The 24,064-nt window shown below is 73.7% G+C and carries 20 protein-coding genes; 7 read left to right on the plus strand and 13 right to left on the minus strand.

All coding sequences use genetic code 11. The annotated features are described in order from the left end of the window. Nucleotides 1-9 precede the first annotated feature (9 nt). The 3 genes from ACFV3E_RS18760 to ACFV3E_RS18770 are packed head-to-tail and all read right to left on the minus strand — an operon-like array spanning nt 10 to nt 3,094. A complete protein-coding gene (locus tag ACFV3E_RS18760) occupies nt 10-618 on the minus strand; it encodes a TetR/AcrR family transcriptional regulator (protein ID WP_499511005.1) in 609 nt (202 codons plus the stop codon). A gap of 56 nt (nt 619-674) precedes the next feature. After that, entirely contained in the window at nt 675-2,330 is a 1,656-nt protein-coding gene (locus tag ACFV3E_RS18765) for a long-chain-fatty-acid--CoA ligase (protein ID WP_500535619.1), read from the minus strand. Beyond that, nucleotides 2,327-3,094 carry an SDR family oxidoreductase gene (locus ACFV3E_RS18770; RefSeq protein ID WP_500535620.1) on the minus strand — a complete coding sequence of 256 codons (768 nt, stop codon included), beginning with the start codon at nt 3,092-3,094 and terminating at the stop codon, nt 2,327-2,329. Before ACFV3E_RS18770 ends, ACFV3E_RS18765 begins: the two co-directional genes overlap by 4 nt. Before the next feature lie 181 nt (nt 3,095-3,275). On the opposite strand from ACFV3E_RS18770, the gene ACFV3E_RS18775 reads away from it, so the two are divergent. Continuing rightward, complete coding sequence (locus ACFV3E_RS18775; RefSeq protein ID WP_500535692.1) at nt 3,276-4,580, plus strand: lipase family protein; 1,305 nt, start codon at nt 3,276-3,278, stop codon at nt 4,578-4,580. Nucleotides 4,581-4,624: 44 nt separating this feature from the next. Here ACFV3E_RS18775 and ACFV3E_RS18780 read toward each other — a convergent pair whose 3' ends face one another. Beyond that, the gene (locus ACFV3E_RS18780; RefSeq protein ID WP_500535693.1) at nt 4,625-7,276 is read right to left on the minus strand and encodes a penicillin acylase family protein; all 2,652 of its coding nucleotides are present in this window, start codon (nt 7,274-7,276) and stop codon (nt 4,625-4,627) included. A gap of 286 nt (nt 7,277-7,562) precedes the next feature. Here ACFV3E_RS18780 and ACFV3E_RS18785 point away from each other — a divergent pair, with 286 nt between their 5' ends. Continuing rightward, nucleotides 7,563-8,162 (plus strand): hypothetical protein, encoded by a 600-nt coding sequence (locus ACFV3E_RS18785; RefSeq protein WP_500535621.1) that lies wholly within the window; start codon nt 7,563-7,565, stop codon nt 8,160-8,162. Nucleotides 8,163-8,892: 730 nt separating this feature from the next. Further along, the gene (locus ACFV3E_RS18790; protein WP_500535622.1) at nt 8,893-10,338 is read left to right on the plus strand and encodes an amidase; all 1,446 of its coding nucleotides are present in this window, start codon (nt 8,893-8,895) and stop codon (nt 10,336-10,338) included. Here the strand turns inward: ACFV3E_RS18790 and soxR are convergent. Then, entirely contained in the window at nt 10,271-10,813 is a 543-nt protein-coding gene (gene soxR / locus ACFV3E_RS18795; RefSeq protein WP_500535623.1) for a redox-sensitive transcriptional activator SoxR, read from the minus strand. The genes ACFV3E_RS18790 and soxR overlap by 68 nt on opposite strands. A gap of 9 nt (nt 10,814-10,822) precedes the next feature. After that, on the minus strand, nt 10,823-12,160 hold the full coding sequence (locus ACFV3E_RS18800) for a glycosyltransferase 87 family protein (protein ID WP_500535624.1): 1,338 nt from the start codon (nt 12,158-12,160) through the stop codon (nt 10,823-10,825). 126 nt (nt 12,161-12,286) lie between these two features. Here ACFV3E_RS18800 and ACFV3E_RS18805 point away from each other — a divergent pair, with 126 nt between their 5' ends. Further along, nucleotides 12,287-12,748, plus strand: a complete 462-nt coding sequence (locus tag ACFV3E_RS18805; protein ID WP_499511013.1) for a MaoC family dehydratase — start codon at nt 12,287-12,289, stop codon at nt 12,746-12,748. On the opposite strand, the gene ACFV3E_RS18810 is transcribed toward ACFV3E_RS18805, so the two are convergent. Further along, nucleotides 12,739-13,371 carry a TetR/AcrR family transcriptional regulator gene (locus ACFV3E_RS18810; RefSeq protein ID WP_500535625.1) on the minus strand — a complete coding sequence of 211 codons (633 nt, stop codon included), beginning with the start codon at nt 13,369-13,371 and terminating at the stop codon, nt 12,739-12,741. The genes ACFV3E_RS18805 and ACFV3E_RS18810 overlap by 10 nt on opposite strands. Before the next feature lie 71 nt (nt 13,372-13,442). Then, nucleotides 13,443-14,594 (minus strand): acyl-CoA dehydrogenase family protein, encoded by a 1,152-nt coding sequence (locus ACFV3E_RS18815; protein WP_500370373.1) that lies wholly within the window; start codon nt 14,592-14,594, stop codon nt 13,443-13,445. Nucleotides 14,595-14,662: 68 nt separating this feature from the next. On the opposite strand from ACFV3E_RS18815, the gene ACFV3E_RS18820 reads away from it, so the two are divergent. Continuing rightward, nucleotides 14,663-15,319: a TetR/AcrR family transcriptional regulator gene (locus ACFV3E_RS18820; RefSeq protein ID WP_500535626.1), complete on the plus strand. Its 657-nt coding sequence runs from the start codon at nt 14,663-14,665 to the stop codon at nt 15,317-15,319. Between the two features lie 3 nt (nt 15,320-15,322). Here ACFV3E_RS18820 and ACFV3E_RS18825 read toward each other — a convergent pair whose 3' ends face one another. The 5 genes from ACFV3E_RS18825 to ACFV3E_RS18845 form a co-directional block, all read right to left on the minus strand. Further along, entirely contained in the window at nt 15,323-15,613 is a 291-nt protein-coding gene (locus tag ACFV3E_RS18825) for a hypothetical protein (RefSeq protein WP_500535627.1), read from the minus strand. A gap of 686 nt (nt 15,614-16,299) precedes the next feature. Continuing rightward, nucleotides 16,300-17,382, minus strand: coding sequence for a zinc-binding dehydrogenase (locus tag ACFV3E_RS18830; RefSeq protein ID WP_500535628.1), 1,083 nt, complete (start codon nt 17,380-17,382; stop codon nt 16,300-16,302). Nucleotides 17,383-17,399: 17 nt separating this feature from the next. Further along, entirely contained in the window at nt 17,400-18,794 is a 1,395-nt protein-coding gene (locus ACFV3E_RS18835) for an aldehyde dehydrogenase family protein (RefSeq protein WP_500535629.1), read from the minus strand. An 88-nt stretch (nt 18,795-18,882) separates the two neighbouring features. Continuing rightward, nucleotides 18,883-21,117, minus strand: coding sequence for a molybdopterin oxidoreductase family protein (locus ACFV3E_RS18840; protein WP_500535630.1), 2,235 nt, complete (start codon nt 21,115-21,117; stop codon nt 18,883-18,885). An 80-nt stretch (nt 21,118-21,197) separates the two neighbouring features. After that, a complete protein-coding gene (locus ACFV3E_RS18845) occupies nt 21,198-21,899 on the minus strand; it encodes a TetR/AcrR family transcriptional regulator (protein WP_500535631.1) in 702 nt (233 codons plus the stop codon). A gap of 66 nt (nt 21,900-21,965) precedes the next feature. Here ACFV3E_RS18845 and hmgA point away from each other — a divergent pair, with 66 nt between their 5' ends. Together hmgA and ACFV3E_RS18855 are read left to right on the plus strand one after the other, a co-directional pair. Then, on the plus strand, nt 21,966-23,294 hold the full coding sequence (gene hmgA / locus ACFV3E_RS18850; protein WP_500535632.1) for a homogentisate 1,2-dioxygenase: 1,329 nt from the start codon (nt 21,966-21,968) through the stop codon (nt 23,292-23,294). Then, nucleotides 23,291-24,052: a GntR family transcriptional regulator gene (locus ACFV3E_RS18855; protein ID WP_500535633.1), complete on the plus strand. Its 762-nt coding sequence runs from the start codon at nt 23,291-23,293 to the stop codon at nt 24,050-24,052. Before hmgA ends, ACFV3E_RS18855 begins: the two co-directional genes overlap by 4 nt. Nucleotides 24,053-24,064 lie beyond the last annotated feature (12 nt).

Here is a 24,064-nt window from a genome sequence, read left to right on the forward strand (position 1 = left end):
CGGTTCGGTTCAGGGCTGCCGCACGGAGTGCAGCAGCATGTCTGCGAAGTCGGCGGCGACCTGGTCGGCGGAGAGCGGCCCGTCCTCCCGGTACCAGGTGCCGAGGTGGTGCACGGCGCCGAAGAAGAAGTCGACGACGAGATCCGGCCGGACCTCCTGCCGGAACACGCCCTCGCGCTGCCCCTCCTCGACCAGTGCGCGGAACTTCTCGTGGTAGCGGCGACGGTCGGCCCGCACCGCCTTCTGCTTCTCCGGGCTGAGCTGGTGCATCGACCGGAAGAAGATCTTGGTGTCGTCGAGGTTGCCGATGCTGGTGACGACGACGTCGGCGGCGGCCTCGACCAGGCGTTCCGCCACCGGCGCCGTCTCCTTGCCGGCGATCGCCTCCAGGCGCTGCATCTGCAGCCGCAGTACGCGCCCGTAGATCTCGTGCAGGAGGTCGTCCTTGCTGCCGAAGTAGTGGTAGAGCGCGCCCTTGGTGACGCCGGCCGCCTCGACGATCTCCTGCACCGACGTCCGGTCGTATCCGCGCTCGGCGAAGAGGCGGGTGGCCTCGGCGAGCAGCCGCTGGGGGACCGCGGTCGTGGTCGCCTTGGGTGGGGTGGTGCTCCGTGCCATGGCCTGCCCTCTCTCCGTACCGGTGCGCCCGGACAGCATACCGACCGGTATGTGACTCAATCCCGCCGTGCGCGCAGCTCCCTGCGGAGGATCTTGCCGCTCGACGTCTTGGGCAGCTCGGGCAGGACCTCGATCTCGCGGGGGTACTTGTACGCCGCGAGGTGCTCCCTGCAGTACCCGATCAGCTCGGCCGGGTCCGCCGCGGCCCCCGGCCGGAGGCTGACGAAGGCCTTCACCGACTCGCCCCGGTAGGCGTCGGGGACCCCGACCACGGCCGCCTCGCGCACGGCGGGGTGCGTGTACAGGACGTCCTCGACCTCGCGCGGCCACACCTTGAAGCCGGACGCGTTGATCATGTCCTTCTTGCGGTCGACGACGTAGAGCCAGCCCTCCTCGTCCATGAAGCCGATGTCGCCGGTGCGCAGCTCGCCGCCGGGCAGGGCCTCCCGCGAGGCCTCGGGCCGGTTCCAGTAGCCGGGCACGACCATGGGCCCGCGGACGGCGATCTCGCCGTGCTCGCCGAAGGGCACGTCGGCGCCCTTGTCGTCCACGATGCGCACCAGCGTGCCGGGGCCGGGGACGCCGACCGAGAGCGTCCCGGAGACCGGGTCGACCGGGGCCTCCAGACCGGCCGGGACGCTGGCGCAGGGCGCGGTGCACTCGGTGAGGCCGTATCCGTTGCGCAGGTAGTGGCCGAAGCGGTCGCGGAAGGCGGTGACCAGCGCGGGCGGCACAGGGGCACCGCCGGAATAGAGCAGGTGGAAGGAGGAGAAGTCCTCGGCGGTGGCGTCGGGCCGGGCCATGAGCGCCATGTAGGCGGTGGAGGGGCCGACCATGTACGCCGGACGGTGCTCGCGCAACGCGTCGAGGACGACGCCCGGCTCGAAGCGGTGGGCCAGCGCCACGGTGGAGCCCGCGGCGAGGCCGGCGGCCAGCTGGCAGACCATGCCGGTGATGTGGAACAGCGGGGCGAGCGCGAAGAGCGTGGCGCCGTCGGGCAGGACGCTGTGCGCGCGCTGCCGGTCGGCGTTGTAGCTGATGTTGCCGTGGGTGTTCATCGCGCCCTTGGGGACGCCGCTGGTGCCCGAGGTGTAGCTGATCAGCGCGATGTCGCCGGCGGTCAGGCCGGGGTCGGGCAGCGCCGGGACTGCGGTGCCCGCGTGGGCGGCGGCGAGCAGGTCCTCCGCGTCGTCCGCCGGTGTGCGCCGCTCCGGCAGGACGCGCGCGTCGTTCCGGGTCTGCAGGTCGAGTTCACTGGTCGTCAGCGGGATCCGCACCGGTGAACCGGCCGCGGTCCGGCGGATGTGCGTGTCCCAGGCACGGTCGGAGCAGACCAGGGCGGTCACCCCGGCGTCCTCCAGTACGTGGGCGAGTTCGCGCTCCTTGTACATGGGGTTGACGGGCACGACCGTACCGCCGGCCTTCCAGGCGCCGAGCAGGGCGACCGCGAACTGCGGCACGTTCTGCAGGACGACCGCCAGCCGGTCGCCGCGCGCGAAGCCGCGGGCGGCCAGGTGGCGGGCGAGCCCGTCGGACAGCTCGTCGAGCGCGCGGTAGGTCAGCCGGCCGTCGAAGTACGCGAGCGCGGTGCGGCCGGGGACGCGGGCGACGACCTCGCGGAACGCGTGCAGCAGGGTGACCGGCGGGTCGGGGAGGGTGTGCAGTTCCTCGGCGAAGTGCCGCAGCCAGGGCTTGCCGTCGTACGGGCTCACGCGTCGCGCCCCTCCTCCAGCTTCCGCTGCATCCGGTTCATGCCGTCGATCCAGCGGTCGGTGTCCCCGGCGCGGGCGGTGTAGTAGGCGCCCGCCTCGGGGTGCGGCAGGATCAGGAAGCGCTCGTCGGCGATGCCCTGGAACACGGCCTCGGCGACGTCCTCCGGCTCGATGGCGGTGGGGGCGAGCACGAGGTCGCCGGCGTGCCCCGCCGCGCGCAGCATGTCGGTGCGCACGCCCTGCGGGCAGACGGCGTGGACGCGCACGCCCCGGTGGCGGTAGGTGACGGCGAGCCACTCGGCGAAGGCGAGGGCGCCGTGCTTGGTGACCGAGTAGGGGGCGTCGCCGACCATCGTCAGCAGCCCGGCGGCGGAGACGGTGGCGATGAAGCGGCCCTCGCCGCGCTCCAGCCATTCCGGGAGCAGCGCGCGGGCGGCGCGCACGTGCGCCATGACGTTGACGTCCCAGACCCGTTCCCAGACGGCGTCGTCGGCCTCGGCCCCGGCCATGGCGCCGATGCCGGCGTTGGCGCAGAACACGTCGATGCCGCCGCCGAGCGCCGCGCGGGCCGGCTCGACGACCGCCGAGGCGTCGCCGGGGACGCAGATGCCGCCGATCTCGTCCGCGACGGTCTTGGCGGCGCCCTCGTTCAGGTCGTTGACGACGACGCGCGCGCCCTGCGCCGCGAATCTCCGGGCCAGCGCCGCCCCGATCCCGCCTCCGGCACCGGTGACCACCACCCGGGCATCGCGCAGCGCTTCCATCGCGTCTCCTTCGACTCGGAACGGCTCCGGTCGGCATACTAAGCGGTCGGTCACACCTTGGGAAGGGCGCGCCGCACAGGTGCCGGAATTCCCCCCGCGCGGTGTATGGCCGCATCCTCGCCGGATTGGGATGATGCGACCGCATCGGTCCGGGCGAGCCAGGGGGGCGGTCATGCCGGAAATGAGTGTCGAGCCGTACTGGGAGATGACCTTCGACGCGGACGGCGATCCCGACCGGGCGCAGCGCGACCGGCTCACCGCGGGCGTCGGCGCGAAGGGCGTCACCGACCTCCTGGTCTTCTCGCACGGCTGGAACAGCGACCGCTCCGGCGCGACCAGCCTCTACGACCGTTTCCTCGCCCCCGTCCCCGGACTGCTCGCCGGCCGCGCCCGGCCCGGCACGGCCGTCGGCTACGTGGGCGTGCTGTGGCCCTCCATGCGCTTCTCCGACGAGCCGATCCCCGACTACGACGCCCTCCTGCCCGGCCCGGAGCCGCGGCGGCCCGAGCCGGCGCTCGACGCGGCCACCCGTGACGCGCTCGTGGCGGTCTTCCCCGGCCACGAGGACGAGATCCGCCGGATCGCCGAACTGCTGGAGGAGCGCCCCGACGGCGAGGAGCCGTTCGCGGAGTTCGCCGCCCTGGTGCGGCGGCTGACCGGGGTGCCGCCGCAGGCCGTGGCGGGGCTGTGCGCGGACGACACCTCCGACGCGGCGCCGGGGGCCGAACCGGCCGTCCTGTGCGGCGACCCCGTGGCCGCCTGCGAGGAGTACGCGGCGGCCCTGGAGGGCGGCACCGGGCTGCCGCTGGCGGGCGGCGGCTGGACGCGGCTGTGGAACGGCGCCAAGGAGATGCTGCGCCAGGCGACGTACTACGCGATGAAGCGGCGGGCCGGGACGGTGGGCGAGCGGGGACTCGGCCCCCTCCTGGGCCGGCTCGCGCGGGCGCACCCCTCGCTCTCCGTCCACCTGGTCGGCCACAGCTTCGGCGGCCGGCTGGTCTCCTACGCGCTGCGCGGACTGCCCGACGGGGTGCGCGCCGTGAAGTCGGTGACCCTGCTCCAGGGCGCCTTCTCGCACTACGCGTTCGCGTCCCGGCTCCCCCACGACGGGGCGCACGGCGGCGCGTTAAGCACCGCCCGGCTCAAGGTGTCGGGCCCGGTGGTGTCCTGCTACTCCCGGCACGACACGGCGCTCGGCACGATGTACCCGATCGCCTCCCGGCTGGCGGGTGACGACCGGGGGTTCGGGCCCGACCTCGGCGACCGCTGGGGCGCGACGGGCCACGACGGCATCAAGGCGGTCGACGGCACCATGGACGTGCCGCTGGCCGAGGCGCTGCGCGGGGCGTTCCCCCGGGCCGGGTGCGTGAGCGTGGACGCCTCGGCCGTGGTGCGCCAGGGGGGTCCGCCCTCAGGGGCGCACAGCGACATCTGCCACCCCGAGCTGGCGCGGATCGTGTTGCGCGCGGGCCGGCTCCTGGCCTGAGGCCGTGGGCCGGGCGCCGGCCCGCGCGGGCCGTGCACGACGGGTCAGCGGTGGGCGGGGAACTCCACGACCTGCTGGTAGGTCGGGCGGTTCTGCCAGCTGATCTTGCCGTGCTTGATGCCGCCGAGGGTGCGGTGGATGACCGTGTCGGCGCACCACTGGTCGCCGGCCGAGCAGTTCTCGTCACCCGGGTACACCTGGGCGGCGGTCCTGGCGGCGGCCTGCTTGAGGGTGCCGGTCAGCACGTCCCGGCAGGCCGCGAGGTCGCCGCCGCCGCAGTACGTGCGCGCCAGGCCGCCCTGCACGGGTTCGCCGAGCACCGTCCGTATGTCCTTGTCGACATAGGACCACCAGCCGTACTGGTAGGAGCTGCCGGCGTGCGACCCGGTCGGGCCGTGCCCGGCCGAGGGCGCCTCGTCGACGGTGAGGTTGGCGGTCAGCGCCGCGTACAGCTCGCTGCCCAGGCCCGGTTCGAACTCGGCCTGGACCAGCAGCGGCCACCACGCGTCCATGATCCGCACCGCGTCGGCGTTGGCGTAGGCGTGCGAACCCGGCGAGGTCTCCCGGCGCTTGGCGCCGGCGGCCACCCAGTCGGAGAGCTTGGTGACGGCCGCGGACACCGCGGGGTCGGAGACCGTGCCGCTGCGCAGCACCTTGAGCAGGTCGGGCAGCACGTCCTCGCCGCGCAGGTCGGTCAGGGCCGCGTCGGCCATCGCCCTGGTCAGCTGGGCCCGGGTGACTCCGCCCGCTGCGACCAGTTTCTTCACCCGGTCGTCCAGGAGGTTGCCGCGGTGCACCGAGCCGTTGCCGAACCCGGCCGCGTCGTAGTCCTTGGCCTGCCGGTTGTTCCAGGACACGTAGTAGTCCTGGCCGACGGACTGCGGGTGCTCCGAGGCGGGCGTGTAGTCGGCGGTGTTGTGGGCGGGGTCGAAACCGCGCCATTCGTAGGCGGGCTCGGCCCGGACCGGGAAGGTCGGGTCGACGTCCGCGGCCCGCACCGGGTTGGCACCGCTGTTGAAGTAGGCCGCCTGCCGGGAGTCGGCGTAGAACCAGTTGAAGGTGTAGTTGATGTGCTGGACGGCCTGCTGGAAGGAGGCCGCGTCGGTGACGGCGGCCGGGTCGTTGAGCATCTGGAAGCCGACGACCGAGTCGGCCTCGTGCATGTAGGAGCTGCGCAGCGACACGTAGGCGACCTTCTTGCCGCCGATCGTGGCGCGGTGCGTCACCGGGCCGTACTCGGTGCGGTAGATCTGCATCCGGTAGGAACCTGCCGCGGTGCCGTCGGCGGTCGTGGGCTTCCAGGAGTTGCTGCGCTCCAGCTTCTCCATGGCCGTGCAGGTCCCGCGGTAGAGGTAGTGGACGTCGTCCTGGCAGAGCTCCACCGTGTAGGTGTCGGTGATGTCCTGGGCCGAGGTGGTCGCGCTCCACGCGTAGTCCTGGCCACGGCCCAGCTCCACGTACATGCTCAGCCCCGCGAAGGAGGCGCCGCGGGCGCTGATGCCGGGGCCCTGGATCTCCTGGAGCATCAGCAGCTGCGGCGCGAAGTAGCCGGTCTGCGGGCCGAAGACGGCGATCGGGTGACCGCTGGCGGTGTGCGCGCCGCTGACCAGCAGCGCGTTGGACATGCCCCGGGTGTTCGCGGACAGGGCCGTGGTCGTGGCGCTCTTCGAGGCCGCGGACGCCTTCGCGGTGCCCGCGCTGCCGGTGCGGTCGTAGACCAGCGGCTCCACCGTCACGCTCCCGGTGTCGGGCAGCGCCCTCCCCTGCGGGTCCTCCGGCCGGACGGCGTACGGGAAGCTCCGGCCGTCGTGCACGGTCAGGGCCGCCTCGGGGTCGTTGCGCTCGCGGAAGGACTCCCAGACCCTGGTGCCCTCGGTGACCCCGTACTTCTGCTGGGCGGCCAGCAGGGACAGGGCGTTGGTCACCTCGCCACCGCCTCCGGTGCCGAACAGCGCGCCGATCACGGACGCCAGGGCGATCAGGTCGGTGGACTTGAACCGCTCGATGGTGCCGGCGTTGGTGATGGCGTCCTTGTGGCCGGTCAGCACGTACTCACCGGGGAAGTAGCGGCCGCTGTCGGAGGCCGCGATGTAGGCGTTGATCCCGTCGACGTAGGCGTTGACGTCGGCCAGCGCCTGCCGGCCGCGCTCCCCGTTCTGCGTGGCGATCCAGTCGATCTGGGCCTGCAGGTCCTCCTCGGTGTACGGCGCGGCGCGCCAGAACTCCTGCTCCAGCCCCTGGTTCGCGGGGGCGCCGCCGGCGAAGGAGGTCAACTGGCCGCGTCCCACGTGCCGGAACAGGTCCATCAGCCAGAGCCGGTCCTGCGCCGCGGCGTACCCGGCCCCGAACTCGGTCCCGTACCGGGTCGTGCCGGAGATGTGCGGCACCCCGGTTTTCTTGTCCCGGGTGATCGTCACGTCGCTGCGGGGCGAGGTCGTCGAGGCGACCTGCCCGGACGGGACACCGAAGGAGGCGTCGTTGAAGAAGTTGTTGATCGTGGCGTCGGTGAGGTTCTGGTACCCGCCGGCCAGGTTCGCGTACGGCCCGAGCTGGTCCTCCGCGTGCTCCGGCTGGGTGCCGAAGATCTGGTTGAGCAGGATCTGGGCGAGGGTGGCGTTGCCGTTCTCACCCGGCGGCAGGATGTCCGAGCACCGCCCCTGGCAGTAGTCGGTGACGGGGGCGGCCTGCGCCGCCATGGGCAGCGGCGCGACGAGGCTCGCGCCCAGGGCGAGGACCGCCGCCGCGGCGGTCGTTCTGATTTTTGTCCTGAACCTGCCAAATCTGGCTCGCATGACCACTCCTCACGAAGCGCGGTGTGACGCAGGTTACTTCGAAATATGACCCCCCAGTAAGGTGAACATGCGTCACGTTTCAGCTACGCCATCCCGGCTGGAACTCGCCGCCGCGGGGATGGATCCGGAACGCCGTCCGTTACGTCCATTCGACAGCGATGCGACACCGACGACGGAGGTGGCACACACCATGGCCGGATTCCGGAGCCTCGCCAGACAGGTGCGCGATCCCCGGCGCTCCCCCACCCAGCGCCGCACCTACCTGCGCAGGTGCCTCGAGCGCTTCGCGCCGTACGGGCACCGCGCGACCTGGGACCACCTGTGCGCCGGTGCGGGGATCGCGCCCGACGACCGCGAGCCGGACCCGGTCCGGCTCGTCACGGCCCTCGCGGAACTGGAGGAGGCGCGGGCGGTCTGGCTCACCTACGAGGGGGAGTTCGCGGCCCGCCGCAAGGAGGAGAAGTTCTACGGCATCCGGCAGCCCGGCGCGCTCGACGACTGGCACCGGCGCACCTGGGGCGGCAACGGGGTCGCCTGGTGCGAGGACCCCCGCGTCCACCCCGACGACCGGCTGGCCGACGTACTGCGGCGCATCATCGCGGCGATCGACGCGGGGCCCGGTACGGGGTGCCCGGTCTGCGGCGAGTCGCACCTGCGGTGGCGGAGCGGGCTCAACCACTACCCCGGGGCGGGGCCCGTGTGCGGGCGGTGCGGGATCGTGGTCCCGGTCCCGGTCCTCTGCGAGGCCGCGCTCGCGGAGGCGCGCGGTGCGCTCGCCCCCACGGGGTGAGCCTGCGGCGCGCCCCGGTTGCGGCCCGGGGTGCGTTCTGTTGGGCCCGGTTGTTGTGCGCAGGTTGTTTGCGCCTGCGGCGGGCATCCCCCGCCGCCCGCCCGATTGCCCGGCGCGGTCAGTGACCGCCTCGCGCGTTCGTTGTGGGTCGGTGCCGCGCCGGGGTACGCCCCCAGCCTTCGGCCGGGGGGACCCCCACCTCGGCGCTCGCGGCGCTGCTCCACATCATTCGGCACCGCACGCACCGCTCGTCTCCCCCAGCCTTCGGCCGGGGGGACCCCCATGGGGGCACCCCGCCACACCCCCTCCAGTCGTATAGGCGGCTGACGGCCGGACGGGGTCGGAGAGCGGTCCGGGGTCGCCGCAAGTGCCCCACTCACCCCCCACCGGCCGTCATGCGCCCACACAACGGGAGGGGGTGTGGCGGGGTGCGCCCGGAAGCGACGAGCGGCGGACCCGGCGCCGAACGATGTAGGGATAAACCGCGAGCGCTGAGGACGTGCGCCGGCGCGGCCCCGACCCAGGCACACGGTGCGAGACCCGCACTGACCGCGCCGGGCAATCGGGCGGGAGGCGGGGAAACCGCCCGCCGCAGGCGCAAACAAGCCGCACACGACAACCGGGCCCCACAGAGCGCACCGCACCCCGCGGTACTGACACCCCGCCGCCGTGGTGCGACGATGCCACCCCAGGCAACGCACACCCTCGCGCGACGGGACGGGACCGGCACATGGCGGAGCTGCACGATCTGACGGCGCTGGAGCAGGGGAAGGCGATCAAGGCCGGGGAGGTCTCCCCGACGGAACTCGCCGAGCACTATCTGGACCGCGTCGAGCGGCACAACGACACCCTCGGGGCGTTCATCACCGTGACCCCGGAGATCGCCCGCAAGCAGGCCGCCGACGCCGAGTCGGAGGCGCTCGCGGCCCGCCGCGAGGACCGTCGGCGGCACCTGTCGCCGCTGCACGGCGTCCCGGTCCCGGTCAAGGACCTCAACTTCGTGGCCGGCGTGCGCTGCACCCTCGGCTCACAGGCGTACGCCGACCACGTGCCGGACGTCGACGACCACGTCGCCGCCAAGCTGCGCGCGGCCGGGACGGTCCTGCTGGGCAAGACCAACACCCCGGAGTTCGGGCTGCCCTGCTACACGGAGAACCGGCTCGCCCCGCCCGCCCGCACCCCGTGGGACCTGGAGCGGTCCGCCGGCGGCTCCAGCGGCGGCGCGGCGGCCGCGGTCGCCGCGGGGCTGGCGCCGGTCGCGCAGGGCAGCGACGGCGGCGGCTCGATCCGCATCCCCTCCTCCGTCTGCGGCCTGTTCGGCATCAAGCCCAGCCGCGGAAGGGTGAGCGCGGGCCCGGTGCAGCACGACGTGAGCGGTCTGAGCGGCAGCGGCCCGATAGCCCGTACGGTCGCGGACGCGGCGGCCCTGCTCGACGTCCTGGCGGGCCCGATGCCGGGCGACCCGTACGGCGCGCCGTCGTTGCCGCCCGGTGAGTCCTTCTCCTCGTACGTCACACGTGAGCCGGGAACGCTGCGCGTGGTGGGACTGCCGCAGCCCCCCGTGCCCGGGGTCGAACTGCACCCGGACTGCCGTGCCGCGTACGAGGGGACCGCGGAGCTGCTGCGCGGGCTCGGCCACCAGGTGGACGAGATCGAGCTGCCCGTCGACGACGCGCTCCTGCACGCGTTCACCCGGGTGTGGGGCGTGATGGCCACCGTCTACCCGGTGGCGCCGGAGCAGGAGGAGCTGCTGATGCCGCTCACGCGGCACCTGCGTGCCGAGGGCGGCAAGGTGAGCGGCCCGGACTTCGCGGGGTCGCTGTACGCGTTCCGGGCGCTGGGGCAGCTGATCGCTGACGCGCTGCTGTCCTCGTACGACCTGGTGCTGACCCCGACGCTGGCGCAGCCCCCGGCGTTCGTCGGGAGCGCGGGCCTGCGGGACGACGACGACCCGGCCGCGGAGTTCGCGGGGCTGGCCGCCTACACGCCGTTCACCCCGATCTTCAACGCCACCGGCCAGCCGGCCGTCAACGTGCCGCTGCACTGGACGGAGGAGGGGCTGCCGATCGGGGTGATGTTCGGCGGCCGTTACGGGGACGAGGCGACGCTCATCTCGCTGTCGGCGCAGCTGGAGGCGGCCCGTCCGTGGGCCGGCCGCAGGCCCCCGATCTGGTAGCGGGGGCGGGGCGCGGCGGCTCCGTACCGAGCAGCCGCCACGCGCCCGGCCCCTGGTCGCCGAGCGTGTCGCCGGGGTTGGACAGGGCGCAGCGGTCCAGGGAGAGGCAGCCGCAGCCGATGCAGTCGTCGAGGCTGTCGCGGAGCGCGGTGAGCCGGTCGATGCGGGCGTCGAGTTCGGCCCGCCAGCCCGCGGAGAGCCGGGCCCAGTCGGCCCGGTCCGGGGTGCGGCCCTCGGGCAGGCCGTCCAGCGCCTCGCGGATCGCGGCGAGCGGCATGCCGACCCGCTGGGAGGCCCGGATGAAGGCGACGCGGCGCAGGGTGTCGCGGGTGTACCGGCGCTGGTTGCCGGCTGTGCGGCGGCTGCGGATCAGGCCCTGGGCCTCGTAGTAGTGCAGCGCGGAGACGGCGGCCCCGCTGCGACCGCTCAGCTGGCCGACGGTCAGTTCGCGGTGCTCGCCCGGGATCCTCGCCACGTCCCGACTCTACGGGAGCTCGGCGAGCCGCTTGCGGTGCGGAACGCTCGTGCGCCACAGCCGGACGCAGGAGACGAGCGCGGCGGCGACCAGCAGCGCGTTGCGGACGGCGACGATGGCGGCGCCCTGCCAGGTGGCGGCGGTGACGTCCGCGAAGAACAGCGGGTAGTCGACCGTGGTGACGGCGGTGGCGAGCAGCACCAGCGCGGCGACCGGCCGCTGGGTGGTCTGCCGCATGGTGAGGCAGACCGCGCCGAGGCCGATCAGCCAGACCAGGTACTGGGGGCTGATGACCCGGCTGGTGACGGTGAACAGGAGCACGGCGGTCAGCGCCGCGTCGTACGGCGTGGCCGGGGTCCAACGGGCCGCCCTCACGCGCCACATCAGCAGCCACACCAGGGCGGTCCCGGTGAGCAGCAGGGAGGCGGTGGTGATCTCGGCGACGTACGGGCCGGTGAACTCCAGCGACCCGTAGTGCGCGACCACGCGCCCCGGCCAGCCGAACATCTCGGCGACGTGCAGGAAGGTGCCGCCGAGGGACTCGATCTCGACCCCGCGGTGGTGCTGCGCGGACAGGAAGCCGAGGGCGCCGCGGAACGCGGTGCACAGCACCAGCAGCAGCCCGCCCGCGGACAGCGCGAGCGCCGTCCAGGCCTGCCGGGTGGTCCGGCCGCGCGGGGTGCCGAGCACGGTCAGCACGGGCCAGAGCTTGATCAGGGCGGCGAGCCCGGCGAGCGCGCCGCCGAGCCGCGGCCGCGCGGGCAGCGCGAGCAGCGCGCCGACGGCGACGACGGTGACCATCAGGTCGTACCGGGCGTAGGGCAGCTGCATCAGCAGCGGCAGGGCGAGCGCCCACAGCCACGCACCGGCCGTGCTGCGTCCTGGCCGGCCGGTCCCGGCCCGCAGCAGGAGGAGCAGGACGACGGCGTCGGCGGCGAGCGACAGCAGGACGAAGCCCTGGAAGTAGCTGAGCCCGGGCAGCAGCGCCGGGGCGAGCATCACCAGCGCGGCGCCGGGCGGGTACTGCCAGGTCACGTCGCCCACGGGGAAGGTCCCGTGCGCGAAGCCCTCGCTCCAGTGGCGGTAGAGGAAGTGCACCTCGCGGGCGATGTCGCCCTGCCCGCTGCGCAGCAGGGCCAGCATGACCACCCGGCTGGCGAGCCAGTAGGCGGCGAGGGCGAGCCAGGTCTGGGGCCAGGTCGCGGGGCGCAGCACGACGGTGCGGACGGCCGCCGGGGAGGGGGTGCCGCCGCCGCTCCGGACCTCCACCGTGCGCCAGTCGGACGGGCTGGTCTCCGTGGGGGCCTCGGCCACTTCCGTCTCCTCCACCGGCGCGAACAGGGGCATACGGAGATGAAAGATAGTCACAAACCGGATGAACGGCCCTCGGTACGCGCCGGGTGCGGGGCGTTGACACGGATCCTCCGCGGAGACCATGCTGAGCAAGCGCTTGGACAGTACGGGAGGCATGACATGGGACAGCCCAGGATCTTCACCTCGGTCGGCGAACTGAAGGACGCCATCGGGGAGGACCTCGGGACGACCGGCTGGCTGGAGGTCGACCAGAAGCGGATCGACCTGTTCGCCGACGCCACCGGGGACCACCAGTGGATCCACGTGGATCCGCAGAAGGCGGCCGAGGGCCCCTTCGGCACCACCATCGCGCACGGCTACCTGACCCTGTCGCTGATCCCGTCCCTCACCCCGGAGCTGCTGCGGGTCGAGGGCGTGAAGATGGGCGTCAACTACGGCGTGAACAAGGTCCGTTTCCCCTCCCCCGTGCCGGTCGGCTCACGGCTGCGGGCCGGCGGCCGGATCGCCGAGGTGAGCGAGGTGCCCGGCGGCGCCCAGCTCGTCGTGGCGATCACCGTGGAGCGGGAGGGCGGCGACAAGCCAGTGTGCGTGGCCGAGACGGTCGTCCGCTTCTACCTCTGACGGGGCGCGTACCCGACCATGCGCAGGGCGAGATCGGCGTACAGCGCGCCGATCCCGTCCGGCGTCCGGCGCCCGCCGGGGTTGAACCAGCGGGCCACGTCGATGCAGAGCGACAGCAGCGCGACGGTGGTCCCGGAGACGTCCGGCACGTCGAAGTCCCCGGCCTGCACGCCGTCGTGGATGACCGAGCGGACCGCGGCCTCGCTCTCCCGGCGCAGTTCCACCACCTCGGTGTAGTGCTCGGGGCCGAGCGCGCCGAGCTCGTACTGCACGACACGGCCCGTGGTGTGGTGCTCCGCGTGCCAGCGGACGAAGGAGCGCACGGCCGTGGCCAGCCGTTCGGCGGGGCCGCCCCCGCCGTTCGCGGCGTCCTGGAGCAGCCCGAGGGAGAGCCGGTGCCCGACCACGCTGATCTGGTAGAGCAGCTCTTCCTTGGTCTTGTAGTGGATGTAGAGCGCCGCGGGGCTCATGCCGGCCCGGCCCGCGATGTCGCGCGTGGTCGTCGCGTGGTAGCCGCGCTCCGCGAACGCCTCGACCGCGGCGATCACCAGCCGCCTGGCGGCATCAGGGGTGATGCCGGTCCACGCCTCGGTCCGCTCCGACTGCTCCGCCTCCACGTCCATGGCGGACACCCTACATGGACGCTGAGCAAGCGCTTAGATGCCGAGCGGTCGGTCGGCGCCGGCCGGCCCCGTCAGAAGGCCGCGATCCCCGTCAGCTCCCGGCCGATCAGCAGCTTCTGGATCTGGCTCGTGCCCTCGTAGAGGGTCATCACGCGGGCGTCCCGCAGCAGCTTGCCCACGGGGTACTCGTCGATGTAGCCGTAGCCGCCGAAGACCTGCAGCGCGTTGTTGGCGCAGCGCACCGCCGCCTCGCTCGCGAAGAGCTTCGCCTTGGACGACTCCGCCGCGAAGGGCCGGCCCCGGTCGATGAGGTCGGCGACCCGCCAGGTCAGCAGCCGGGCCGCGTCCACGTCCAGGGCGATGTCCGCGAGCAGCTCCTGCACCAGCTGGTGCGCGGCGATCGGCTTGCCGAACTGCACGCGGTCCTTGGCGTAACCCACGGCCGCGTCCAGCGCCGCCTGCGCGATGCCCACGCACCCGGCGGCGACCGACATGCGGCCCTTGGCCAGGGCGGACATCGCCACCGAGAAGCCCTTCCCCTCGGGCCCGAGCATCGCCGAGGCAGGCACGCGCACGTCCTCCAGCACCAGCTCCGCCGTGGCCTGGCCGCGCAGCCCCAGCTTCCCGTGCACCTCGTGCCGGGCGAGGCCGGGGGTGCCGGTGGGCACGAGGAAGGCGCTGACGCCCTTGTGGCCGGGGAGGTCGTTGGTGCGCGCGAAGAGCAGGACCACGTCCGCCCAGGTGCCGTTCGTGATGAACATCTTGGCGCCGTTGATCACGTAGTCGCCGCCCTCGCGCCGGGCCCGCGTGGTCAGACCGCCGGCGTCCGAGCCGGTGCCGGGCTCGGTCAGCCCGAAGCAGCCCACCGCCTCGCCGGAGGCCAGCCGGGGCAGCCAGGCCCGCTTCTGCTCCTCCGTGCCCCAGTGCGCGACGGACTTCGCCACGAGCCCGAGCGAGACGGAGACGATCCCGCGCACGGACGAGTCACCGCGCCCCAGCTCCTCGGTGACCAGGCAGTACGCCAGGTGGTCGCCGCCCGAGCCGCCGTACTCCTCCGGGATGGTCAGTCCGAGGAAGCCCACGGCACCCAGCTTCTTGACGATGCCCCGGTCCACGCTCTCCGCCCGGTCCCACGCGGCCGCGTGCGGCACGATCTCGCGCTCGGCGAACTCGGCGGCCAGCGCGCGGACCGCGGCCTGCTCCTCGGACAGCTCAAGATTCACGGCGCACCTCGGTTCGGCTTTAAATTATCACTGCTAGTTTCCTGGCGGCAGCCTCTACTATGTGCCGCATGGCCCGCCCCCGCAAGCCCCTGCTCAGCCGCGAACGCATCGTCGCCACGGCTCTCGCGCTCGTGGACGGCGAGGGACTGCAGGCCGTCTCCACGCGCCGTCTCGCGGCGGAGCTCGGCGTCAGCGGGCCGAGCCTCTACAACCACTTCACGACCAAGGACGGGATCCTTGACGCGGTCGCCGACGCGGTCGTCGGCGAGGTCGACCTCTCCATGTTCGACGACGGCCGCGACTGGCGCGACGCCCTGCTCGCCTGGGCCCGCTCCTACCGCGCCGCGCTCGCGGCCCACCCCCAGATCGTCCCGTTCCTCGCGCAGGGCCCGGGCCGCCGTCCGGCGGGCCTGCGCATGGCCGACGCGGTCTTCGGCGGCATGACCGCCGCCGGCTGGCCCCCGGCCCACGCCACCCGCGTGGGCGCGCTCATGCGGTACTTCGTGGCGGGCTCGGCACTGGGGTCCTTCGCGCGGGGGTTCGTCGACGACCCGTCGGCGTACGACCCGGCGGACTACCCGCACCTCGGGCAGGCCCACCTGCTCGCGGAACGGCAGCAGCAGGTGGACGAGGGCGCCTTCGAGACGGGCCTGCGCGCCCTCGTCGACGGCCTCGCGGTGCAGTTCGCTGCGCTCGGCCGGGCGCCGGCCCCCGAGACCCGGTAGGCCTCACAGCTCGCAGGGGGCGGCGAAGCAGACGGGGTGCGTGCGCCAGTCGTCGTCGGTGTCCACGCCGCCGCCGTAGCCGTCCCCGTCGTGGTCACCGCGGCCCGGGTCCCAGCCGTCGGTCCCGATCCAGCCGCCGGAACCGTCCTGGCTCATGTCGTCGGTGTACAGGAGCGTCGAGTACGACCCGGAATCATCGGCGAACGCGGTCGTGGGCAGCAGCGCGCCCCCCGTCACGACGGCGGAGGCGGCGGCGAGTGCGAAGAAGCGGCGGGTCAAAATCTTGTGCGGCATGGGAGTTCCCCTCGGGCCGGGGCCGCCTGTGCGGCCCGCGTATCTGGACTCCCTCCAGTAGGCGGCGCCGGCCCCCTCCCGGTCACGCCCCTGCATTTCGTGGCTTGACACGGTTGGGGCGTCCATGTGCGGGTGCGGCGCCGTTGTGGTTGCGGTTGGGGTTTCTCCCCCGCCCACCCTCCCGATTGCCCGGCGCGGTCAGTACGGACCTTCGCACCGTTGGGTTGGGGTCGGTGCCGCGCCGGCGCACGTCCTCAGCGCTCGCGGTTTACCCCTGCAGTATTCGGCACCGCGTTCGCCGCTCGTCGCTTCCGGGCGCACCCCGCCACACCCCCTCTCGTTGTGTGGGCGCATGACGGCCGGTGGGGGGTCAGTAGGGCACCTGCGGCAACCCCGGACCGCTCTCTGACCCCATCCGGCCGTCAGCCGCCCACACGGCAGGAGGGGGTGTGGCGGGGTGCCCCCGCAGGCGACGAGCGGTGCGCGCGGCGCCGCATGACGTAGACCAGCGCCGCGAGCGCCGAGGTGGGGGTCCCCCCGGCCGAAGGCTGGGGGCGTGCCCCGGCGCGACACCGACCCCACAACGACCGCGCGAGGCGGTCACTGACCGCGCCGGGCAATCGGGCGGGCGGGCGGGGATACCGCCCGCCGCAGGCGCAAACGACCCGCAGACGGCGACGGACCGGTCAGAAAACGACCAGCGCCCGCCCGCCCCTCCCCGCGAGCATCGCCGAGAACGCCCCCGCAATCCCCTCCAGCCCGATCCGCTCCGTGACCATCGCCGACAGGTCGAGCCGCCCCGCCCGCACGTGCTCGGCCAGGACGGGCAGGTCCCGCGCCGGGTCGCTGTTCCCGTACACGCACCCGGACAGCGTGCGCCCGAAGTGGAAGAGCTCCAGCGCGGAGAAGGAGACCAGGTCCCCCTTCCCGCCGATGCCCACCACCGTCGTGCGCCCGCCGCGCCGCGTCGAGGACCACGCGGCGCGGATCGTCTCGCCGCGCCCCACGCACTCGATGGCGACGTCCGCCCCGTGCCCGCCGGTCAGCGCGCGGATGCGCTTCGCGACGTCCTCCCCCGCGAGGAGGAACTCCGTGGCGCCCGCGGCCCGCGCCAGGGCCTCCTTCTCCGGGGAGACGTCGACGGCCACGACGGCGCCCGCCCCCGCGATGCGGGCGGCCTGGAGGACGGCGAGGCCGACGCCCCCGACGCCGAAGACGGCGACGGACTCCCCGGGGCGCACCTGGGCGCTGTGGTGGACCGCCCCGTACCCGGTGAGCACGGCGCACCCGAGGAGCGCGGCCTCCGTGAGCGGCACCCCGTCCGGGAGGGGCAGCACCGCGGCCGCCGGGACCACGGTCTCCTCGGCGAACGCGGCCGTCCCGAGCCCCGGGTAGAGCTCGTCCCCGCCGCCCACGAGCTTGGCGTAGGGCACGCCCGCCGCCGCGCCCGCGGCGGCGCAGAGCCAGGGCTCGCGGAGCCCGCAGTAGTGGCAGGCGCCGCAGGAGGGCGCCCAGTTGAGGATGACGCGGTCGCCCGGGGTCACGCCCGTGACGCCCTCGCCCACGGAGACGACCGTGCCGGCGCCCTCGTGCCCGAGGACGGCGGGCACGGGCTGCCGCAGCGTCCCGTTGGACAGGGACAGGTCGGAGTGGCACACCCCGGCCGCGGCGAGCCTGACCCGTACCTGGCCCGGCCCGGGTTCGGGCAGGTCGATCTCGGCGAGGGTCAGGGGCGCGTTGACGGCGGGCAGTACGGCGGCGCGGACCACGGTGTTTTCTCCTGCGCTCAGAACTGGAGGGACTTGGTCTGGAGGTATTCGGTGAGGCCGTGCGGGCCGAGCTCGCGCCCGACGCCTGACTGCTTGTACCCGCCGAACGGGGCCAGCGGGTTGAAGCGGCCGCCGTTGATGTCGACCTGGCCGGTGTCCATGCGCCGGGCGAAGGCGACGGCCGCCGCCTCGTCGGCCGCCCAGACCGCCCCGGCGAGGCCGTAGACGGTGCCGTTGGCGATGCGCAGCGCGTCCTCCTCGTCCTCGTACGCCAGGATCGACAGGACGGGGCCGAAGATCTCCTCCTGGGCGATCGTCATCGCCGGGGTGACGTCGGCGAAGACGGTGGGGCTGACCCAGTAGCCCCGCGCCCGGGGGGCGTCGGTGCCGCCGGCGACGAGGCGGGCGCCCTCCTCGACGCCCTTGGCGATGTAGCCGCGGACGCGCTCGTGCTGCCTGGCGTTGACGACGGGGCCGATGCGCTCACCCGGCACGTACTTGGCGGCGGCCGTCACGGCGAGGGCCACCGCTTCCTCGTACCGGTCCCGGTGGACGAGCATCCGGGTCCAGGCGCTGCACGTCTGGCCGCTGTTGGACATGACGTTGGCGACGCCGACGTTGACGGCCTTGGCGAGGTCCGCGCCCGGCAGGATGACGTTGGCGGACTTGCCGCCGAGTTCCAGGGCGACGCGCTTGACGGCGGCGCCCGCGGTCGCGGCGATCTGCCGGCCGACGGCGGTGGATCCGGTGAAGGAGACCAGGTCGACGTCCTCGTGGGCGGCCAGGGCCTGTCCGGCGACCGGGCCGAGACCGGTGACGAGGTTGAACACCCCGGCGGGCACGCCCGCTTCGTGGACGGCCTCGGCGAAGAGCTGGGCGACCAGCGGGGTGTCCTCGGCGGGCTTGAGGACGACCGTGCAGCCGGCGGCGAGCGCGGGGGCGACCTTGGCGACGATCTGGTGGAGCGGGTAGTTCCAGGGGGTGATCGCGCCGACCACGCCGACGGGCTCGTGGAGAACGGTGGAGTTGCCGATCCGCTCCTCGAAGGGGTGGCTGGCGGCGAGTTCGGCGTACGAGCCCGTGACCGTGATGGGGAGCCCCGCGTGGACCGCCTGGCTGAACGGCAGCGGCGCGCCCAGTTCGGCGGTGACGGTCTCGGCGATCTCGTCGCGCCGCGCGGCGAGGGTGTCGCGCAGCGCGGCGATGCGGGCGGCCCGTTCGGCGGGCGGCGTGGCGGCCCAGCCGGGGAACGCGGCCCGGGCGGCGCGGACCGCCGCGTCGACGTCGGCGGCGGTGCCCGCGGGCACGGTGGCGAACACCTGCTCGTCGGCGGGGTTGACGACGTCGATCGTCTCCGTGCCGGCGGCGGGCCGCCATTCGCCGTCGATGTACATCCCGTCGTGCGGCTTCATCCCTTGTCCTCCCGGGCGGACCTGCCGTGGCCCGCCCAAACTAGCGCCGATAGTTTTCTGTTTCCAGGGCGGCACCCCGTGCGGTGGGTCACGCCGGGGCGACCTGGACGGGGAATCCGTTGAGGACGGCCGTGCCCGACAGCGGGTCGAGCAGGGTGCCGTCGAGCAACTGGTTGAGGTTGGCCCCCGGTTCGCGGGACGCGACCGTCAGCCGGGTGCCCGCGCGGTCGTGGCCCCAGCCGTGCGGCAGGCTCACCACTCCGGGCCGCACCGCGTCCGTGACCTCGACCGGGGCCTCGATCTCGCCGCCGTCGCCCTTGATGCGGGCGGGCGCCGCGTCGGTGAGGCCGAGGCGGGTGGCGTCCTCGGGGTGCACCTGGAGCGTGCAGCGGTTGCTCCCGCCGGTGAGCGCGGGCACGTTGTGCATCCAGCTGTTGTTGGAGCGCAGGTGGCGGCGGCCGATGAGGACCAGCCCGTCCGCGGACCGGCCGGTGACCGCCGCCAGCAGACGGGGCACGTCGGCGGTGAGCGGCGCGGGCGCCAGTTCGATCGTGCCGGAGGCGGTGCGCAGCACCTCGGGGACGCGGGGGCGCAGCGGGCCGAGGTCGATGCCGTGCGGCCGGTCGAGGAGCCCGCGCAGGGTGAGGCCGCCGGGGTCGGCGCCGAAGCCGTCGCCGTACGGACCGAGCCGCAGCATCATGTCGAGCCGCCGCTCGTAGCCGGTGCCTCCGGTGAGCGCGGCGGCCAGTTCGGCGGGGTCGCGGCCGTGGACCGCGGAGTGCGGGTCGGCGGTCTCCTTGGCCAGGCGGTGGGTGACGGCCTGCTCGTCGACGAGCGCGGGGTCGGCGTCCGGGCCGAAGCCGCCGAGGAGCAGGGCGAGCCGGGCGAGGATCTCCGGCTCTCCGGGCCTGCCGTCCTCCAGGGGGATCGCGGGCGGGCTGTAGCGGGCGTTGTTGCGCACGGAGAAGTTGCCGAACGCGAAGTCGTAGTGGGCGCTGCGGGAGGGCGGGGGCGGCGGCAGGACGACGTCCGCGTGGCGGGTGGTCTCGTTGAGGTACGGGTCCACGCTGACCATGAAGTCCAGCCCCGCCAGGGCCCGGTCGAGGCGGGCCCCGTCGGGGGCGGACAGCACGGGGTTGCCGGCGATGGTGACCAGGGCGCGAAGTTGCCCGTCGCCGGGGGTGTCGATCTCCTCGGCGAGTGCGGCGGCGGGCAGTTCGGAGGCGACCTCCGGGTGGCCGGAGACCCGGCTGCGCCAGCGGCCGGTGGTGAAGCCGCGGCCGGGGCCGGCCGGGCGCGGGGCGCGTGCGGTGGCCGGCAGCGGGAACATCGCGCCGCCGGGGCGGTCGAGGTTGCCGGTCAGGATGTTGAGGACGTCGATCAGCCAGCTGGCGAGGGTGCCGAAGCGTACGGCGGTGCTGCCCAGGCGTCCGTACACGGCAGCGCTGGGGGCGGCGGCCAGGTCGCGGGCGAGGGTGCGGATGCGCTCGGCGGGGACGTCGCAGTACGGGGCGACCGCCTCGGGGGTGAAGTCGCGGGCCAGTGCGCGGACCTCGTCGACGCCGGTGACGTGGCCTTCGAGGTGGCCGAGGCCGGTGAGCCCCTCCTCGAACAGCACGTGGACGACGGCGAAGAGCAGCGCGGCGTCGGTGCCGGGGCGCGGGGCGAGGTGGAGGTCGGCGCGTTCGGCGGTGCGGGTGCGCTTGGGGTCGATGACGGTGAGTCTGCCGCCGCGGCGGCGCAGCGCCTTGAGCTTGCCGGGGAAGTCGGCGGCCGTGGCGAGGCTGCCGTTGGACACCAGGGGGTTGCCGCCGATGACGACCAGGTGGTCGGTGCGGTCCAGGTCGGGCACGGGGACGGCGAGCGCGTCCCCGTAGAGGTGGCCGCACGCGGCCTGCTTGGGCATCTGGTCCAGGGTGCTGGCGGAGAACAGCGCACGGGTGCCGAGGGCACGGATGACCATCGGCGGGTAGAGGCCGCCGGCGATGGTGTGCACGTTGGGGTTGCCCAGGTAGACGCCGGTCGCCGCGGTGCCGTGGGTCTCGCGGATGCGGGCGAAGCCCTCGTGGACGGTCGCGTACGCCTCGGCCCAGGTGGCCTCGGTGAGCGCGCCGTCGCGGCGTACGAGCGGGCGGGTGAGCCGGTCGGGGTCGCCGTCGACCTCGCCGAAGCAGGCGCCCTTGGGGCAGATGAAGCCCGCGCTGAAGACGTCGTCGCGGTCGCCGCGGGCGCCGGTGACCCGGTCCGCGTCGATGGTCAGGGTCAGTCCGCACGTGGCCTCGCACAGCGGACAGATACGCAGGGCGGTACGACTGCTGGCCATCGGGCCTCCAGGGCAAGGGCGCTTCCTCGTGTGCGGTCACCATACCGACCGGTATGCATGTCGGGATAGCACTCGCGGCGCTATGGCTCCAGAACGCCGGCGAGGTACGCGCGGAGCAGTACCTTCGTCTCGGCGATGAGCGCGGCGTCGCCCTGCGGCTCGGCGCGGAAGGCCATCTTGAGCAGGGCGTCGGCGGCCTCCACGCCCACCACGAAGGCCGTCCGCAGTCGCCGGTCGTCGGTCACGGCCACGCCGGCGGCGCCGAGCGGGGCGATGAGCAGGGCCCGCAGCCGGTCGGCGACCAGGTGGTTGGCCAGGTCGTTCACGGCGGGACCGGGAGCCGGGCCGGCGAAGCTGACGAGGGCGAAGCCGGGCACGGTGCGCCGCATGGCGACGTACTGGTCGACGACGACGTCGATCAGCCGTCGCCAGTCCCCGGCGCCGGCGCCGGCGCCGGCGGGGGGTGCGTCGCCGGGGGCCGCCGCCTCGCCCGGGGCCGCGCCGAGGGCGTCGAGGCGGTCGGTGACCCCGGCGAGGTACTTGTCGAGGTTGCGGCGGGCGAGGGCGTCGGCCATGGCGCGCTTGTTGGAGAAGAAGCGGTAGACCGAGCCGATCGGCACGCCCGCGCGGGCGGCCACGTCCCGCGTGCTCAGCTCCTCGTAGCCGCCCTCGTCGAGGATCGCCGCGGCCGCGTCGAGGATCCGGGCGAAGCGTTCGGCGCTGCGCTGCTGGACGGGTACGCGCCGGAGACCGTTGCCGCTGCTGTGCACGAGGTCCATCATGCCGGTTTTCCACAGGGCCCGGCCGATCCCTTGCGGGGTTGATTCCTATGGACAACCATAGGAATCGTGACCAGCACAGAGATCGCCAGCACAGAGATCCAGGACGGCGAGGACCTCGCCTACCTCCCCGGCTTCGGCAACGAGCACATGAGCGAGGCGGTCCCCGGAGCGGTTCCGGTCGGCCGCAACTCACCGCAGCGCGCCCCGCTCGGCCTCTACGCGGAGCAGCTGAGCGGCACCGCCTTCACCGAGCCGCGGCATCACAACCGCCGCTCGTGGCTGTACCGCATCCGCCCCTCGGCGGCCCATCCGCCGTTCCGCCGCATCGCCAACGGACGGCTGCGCAGCGCGCCCTTCACGCAGGCCGAGCCCGATCCCAACCGGCTGCGCTGGAGCCCGCTGCCGCTGCCGCAGGAGCCGGCCGACTTCGTGGACGGCCTGGTCACCGTCGGCGGCAACGGTGACGTGCTGCGCCGCGAGGGCATCGGCATCCACTGGTACGCGGCCAACCGCTCGATGGACAGCCGGGTGTTCTCCTCCTCCGACGGCGAGCTGCTGATCGTGCCGGAGCGCGGTCGGCTGCTGATCCGCACCGAACTGGGTGTCCTGGCCGCCGGGCCGGGCCACGTGGCGCTGGTGCCGCGCGGGGTGCGCTTCCGCGTCGAGCTGCCGGACGGGGAGGCGCGGGGCTACGTCTGCGAGAACTACGGCCAGTCCTTCCGGCTGCCCGACCTCGGCCCGATCGGCGCCAACGGCCTGGCCAACGCGCGGGACTTCATGGCGCCGGTGGCGGCGTACGAGGACCGCGAGGAGCCGGTGGAGGTGGTGAACAAGTTCGGCGGCAACCTGTGGGCCGCCGAGTACGGCCACTCACCCCTCGACGTCGTCGGCTGGCACGGCAACCTGGTGCCGTACGTCTACGACCTGCGGCGCTTCAACGTGCTCGGTTCGGTCAGCTACGACCACCCCGATCCGTCGATCTACACCGTGCTGACCTCGCCCTCCGACACCCCGGGCCTGGCCAACGCCGACTTCGTGGTCTTCGCGCCGCGCTGGCTGGTCGGCGAGGACACCTTCCGCCCGCCGTACTTCCACCGGAACGTGATGAGCGAGTTCATGGGGCTCGTCGAGGGCGCGTACGACGCCAAGGCGGAGGGCTTCGTCCCCGGCGGGGCGTCGCTGCACAACATGATGTCGGCGCACGGCCCGGACCGGGCCACCTTCGACAAGGCGAGCGCCGCCGAGCTGGTCCCGCAGAAGGTGGACGACGGGCTGGCCTTCATGTTCGAGACGCGCTGGCCGGTGGTGGCGACCCCGGAAGCGCTGGGGGCGGAGCACCTGCAGCGGGACTACGACGGCGTGTGGCGGGGGCTTGAGCGACACTTCAGGCCATGACGACGAGCCCGAGCAGCACCTTCGCCCCCGACTCGCTGGTCCTGAACCGCAAACTCCCCTTGTGGTACCAGGTCTCGCAGTCCCTGCGCGCCTCGATACTCGGCCGTCGTCCGGACGCCCCGCTGCGGCTGCCGACCGAGGACGCGCTGGCGGGGCACTACGGCGTCAGCGTGCTCACGATGCGGCAGGCGCTGAAGGAGCTGGAGGAGGAGGGGCTGATCAGCCGCCACCGGCGGCGCGGCACGTTCATCGAACCGGCCGCGCGGCGCGGGGCTCCGGTGCGGCTGCTGGGCTCGGTCGACGCGATCGTCGCCCAGCAGTCCGGGGACCGCACCAGCGTGCTCGGTCACGGCCCGGCGCCCGTGCCGCCGGAGTTCGCCGAGTACTTCCCCGGACTGCCGGAGACCGTCGCCTACCGCCGGCTGCGCTGCGACGAGTCGGGTGAGCCGACCAACTGGGCGGAGAACTTCGTCCTGCCGGAGCTGGCCGCCCGGATCGACCTCGCGGACCTGGCGCGCTGGCCGATGACGAAGGTGCTCCGGGACGCCCTCGGGGTACGGATCAGCCGCATCACCGACACCGTCGAGGCGCGGCTGGCCGACCCGGACACCGCCCGGCTGCTGCAGGTGCCCCTGCTCAGCCCGATCCTGCACTACACGGGGGTGACCTACGACGACACGGGCCGCACGGTCGACGTGGTGCGCATCCGCTACCGGGGAGACCGCTTCTCCTTCACCGTGACCGTGGAGGCACCCTGAGGGCCCTCAGTA

The sequence above is a fragment of the Streptomyces sp. NPDC059718 genome (genome assembly GCF_042733315.1).
Classification (GTDB): domain Bacteria; phylum Actinomycetota; class Actinomycetes; order Streptomycetales; family Streptomycetaceae; genus Actinacidiphila.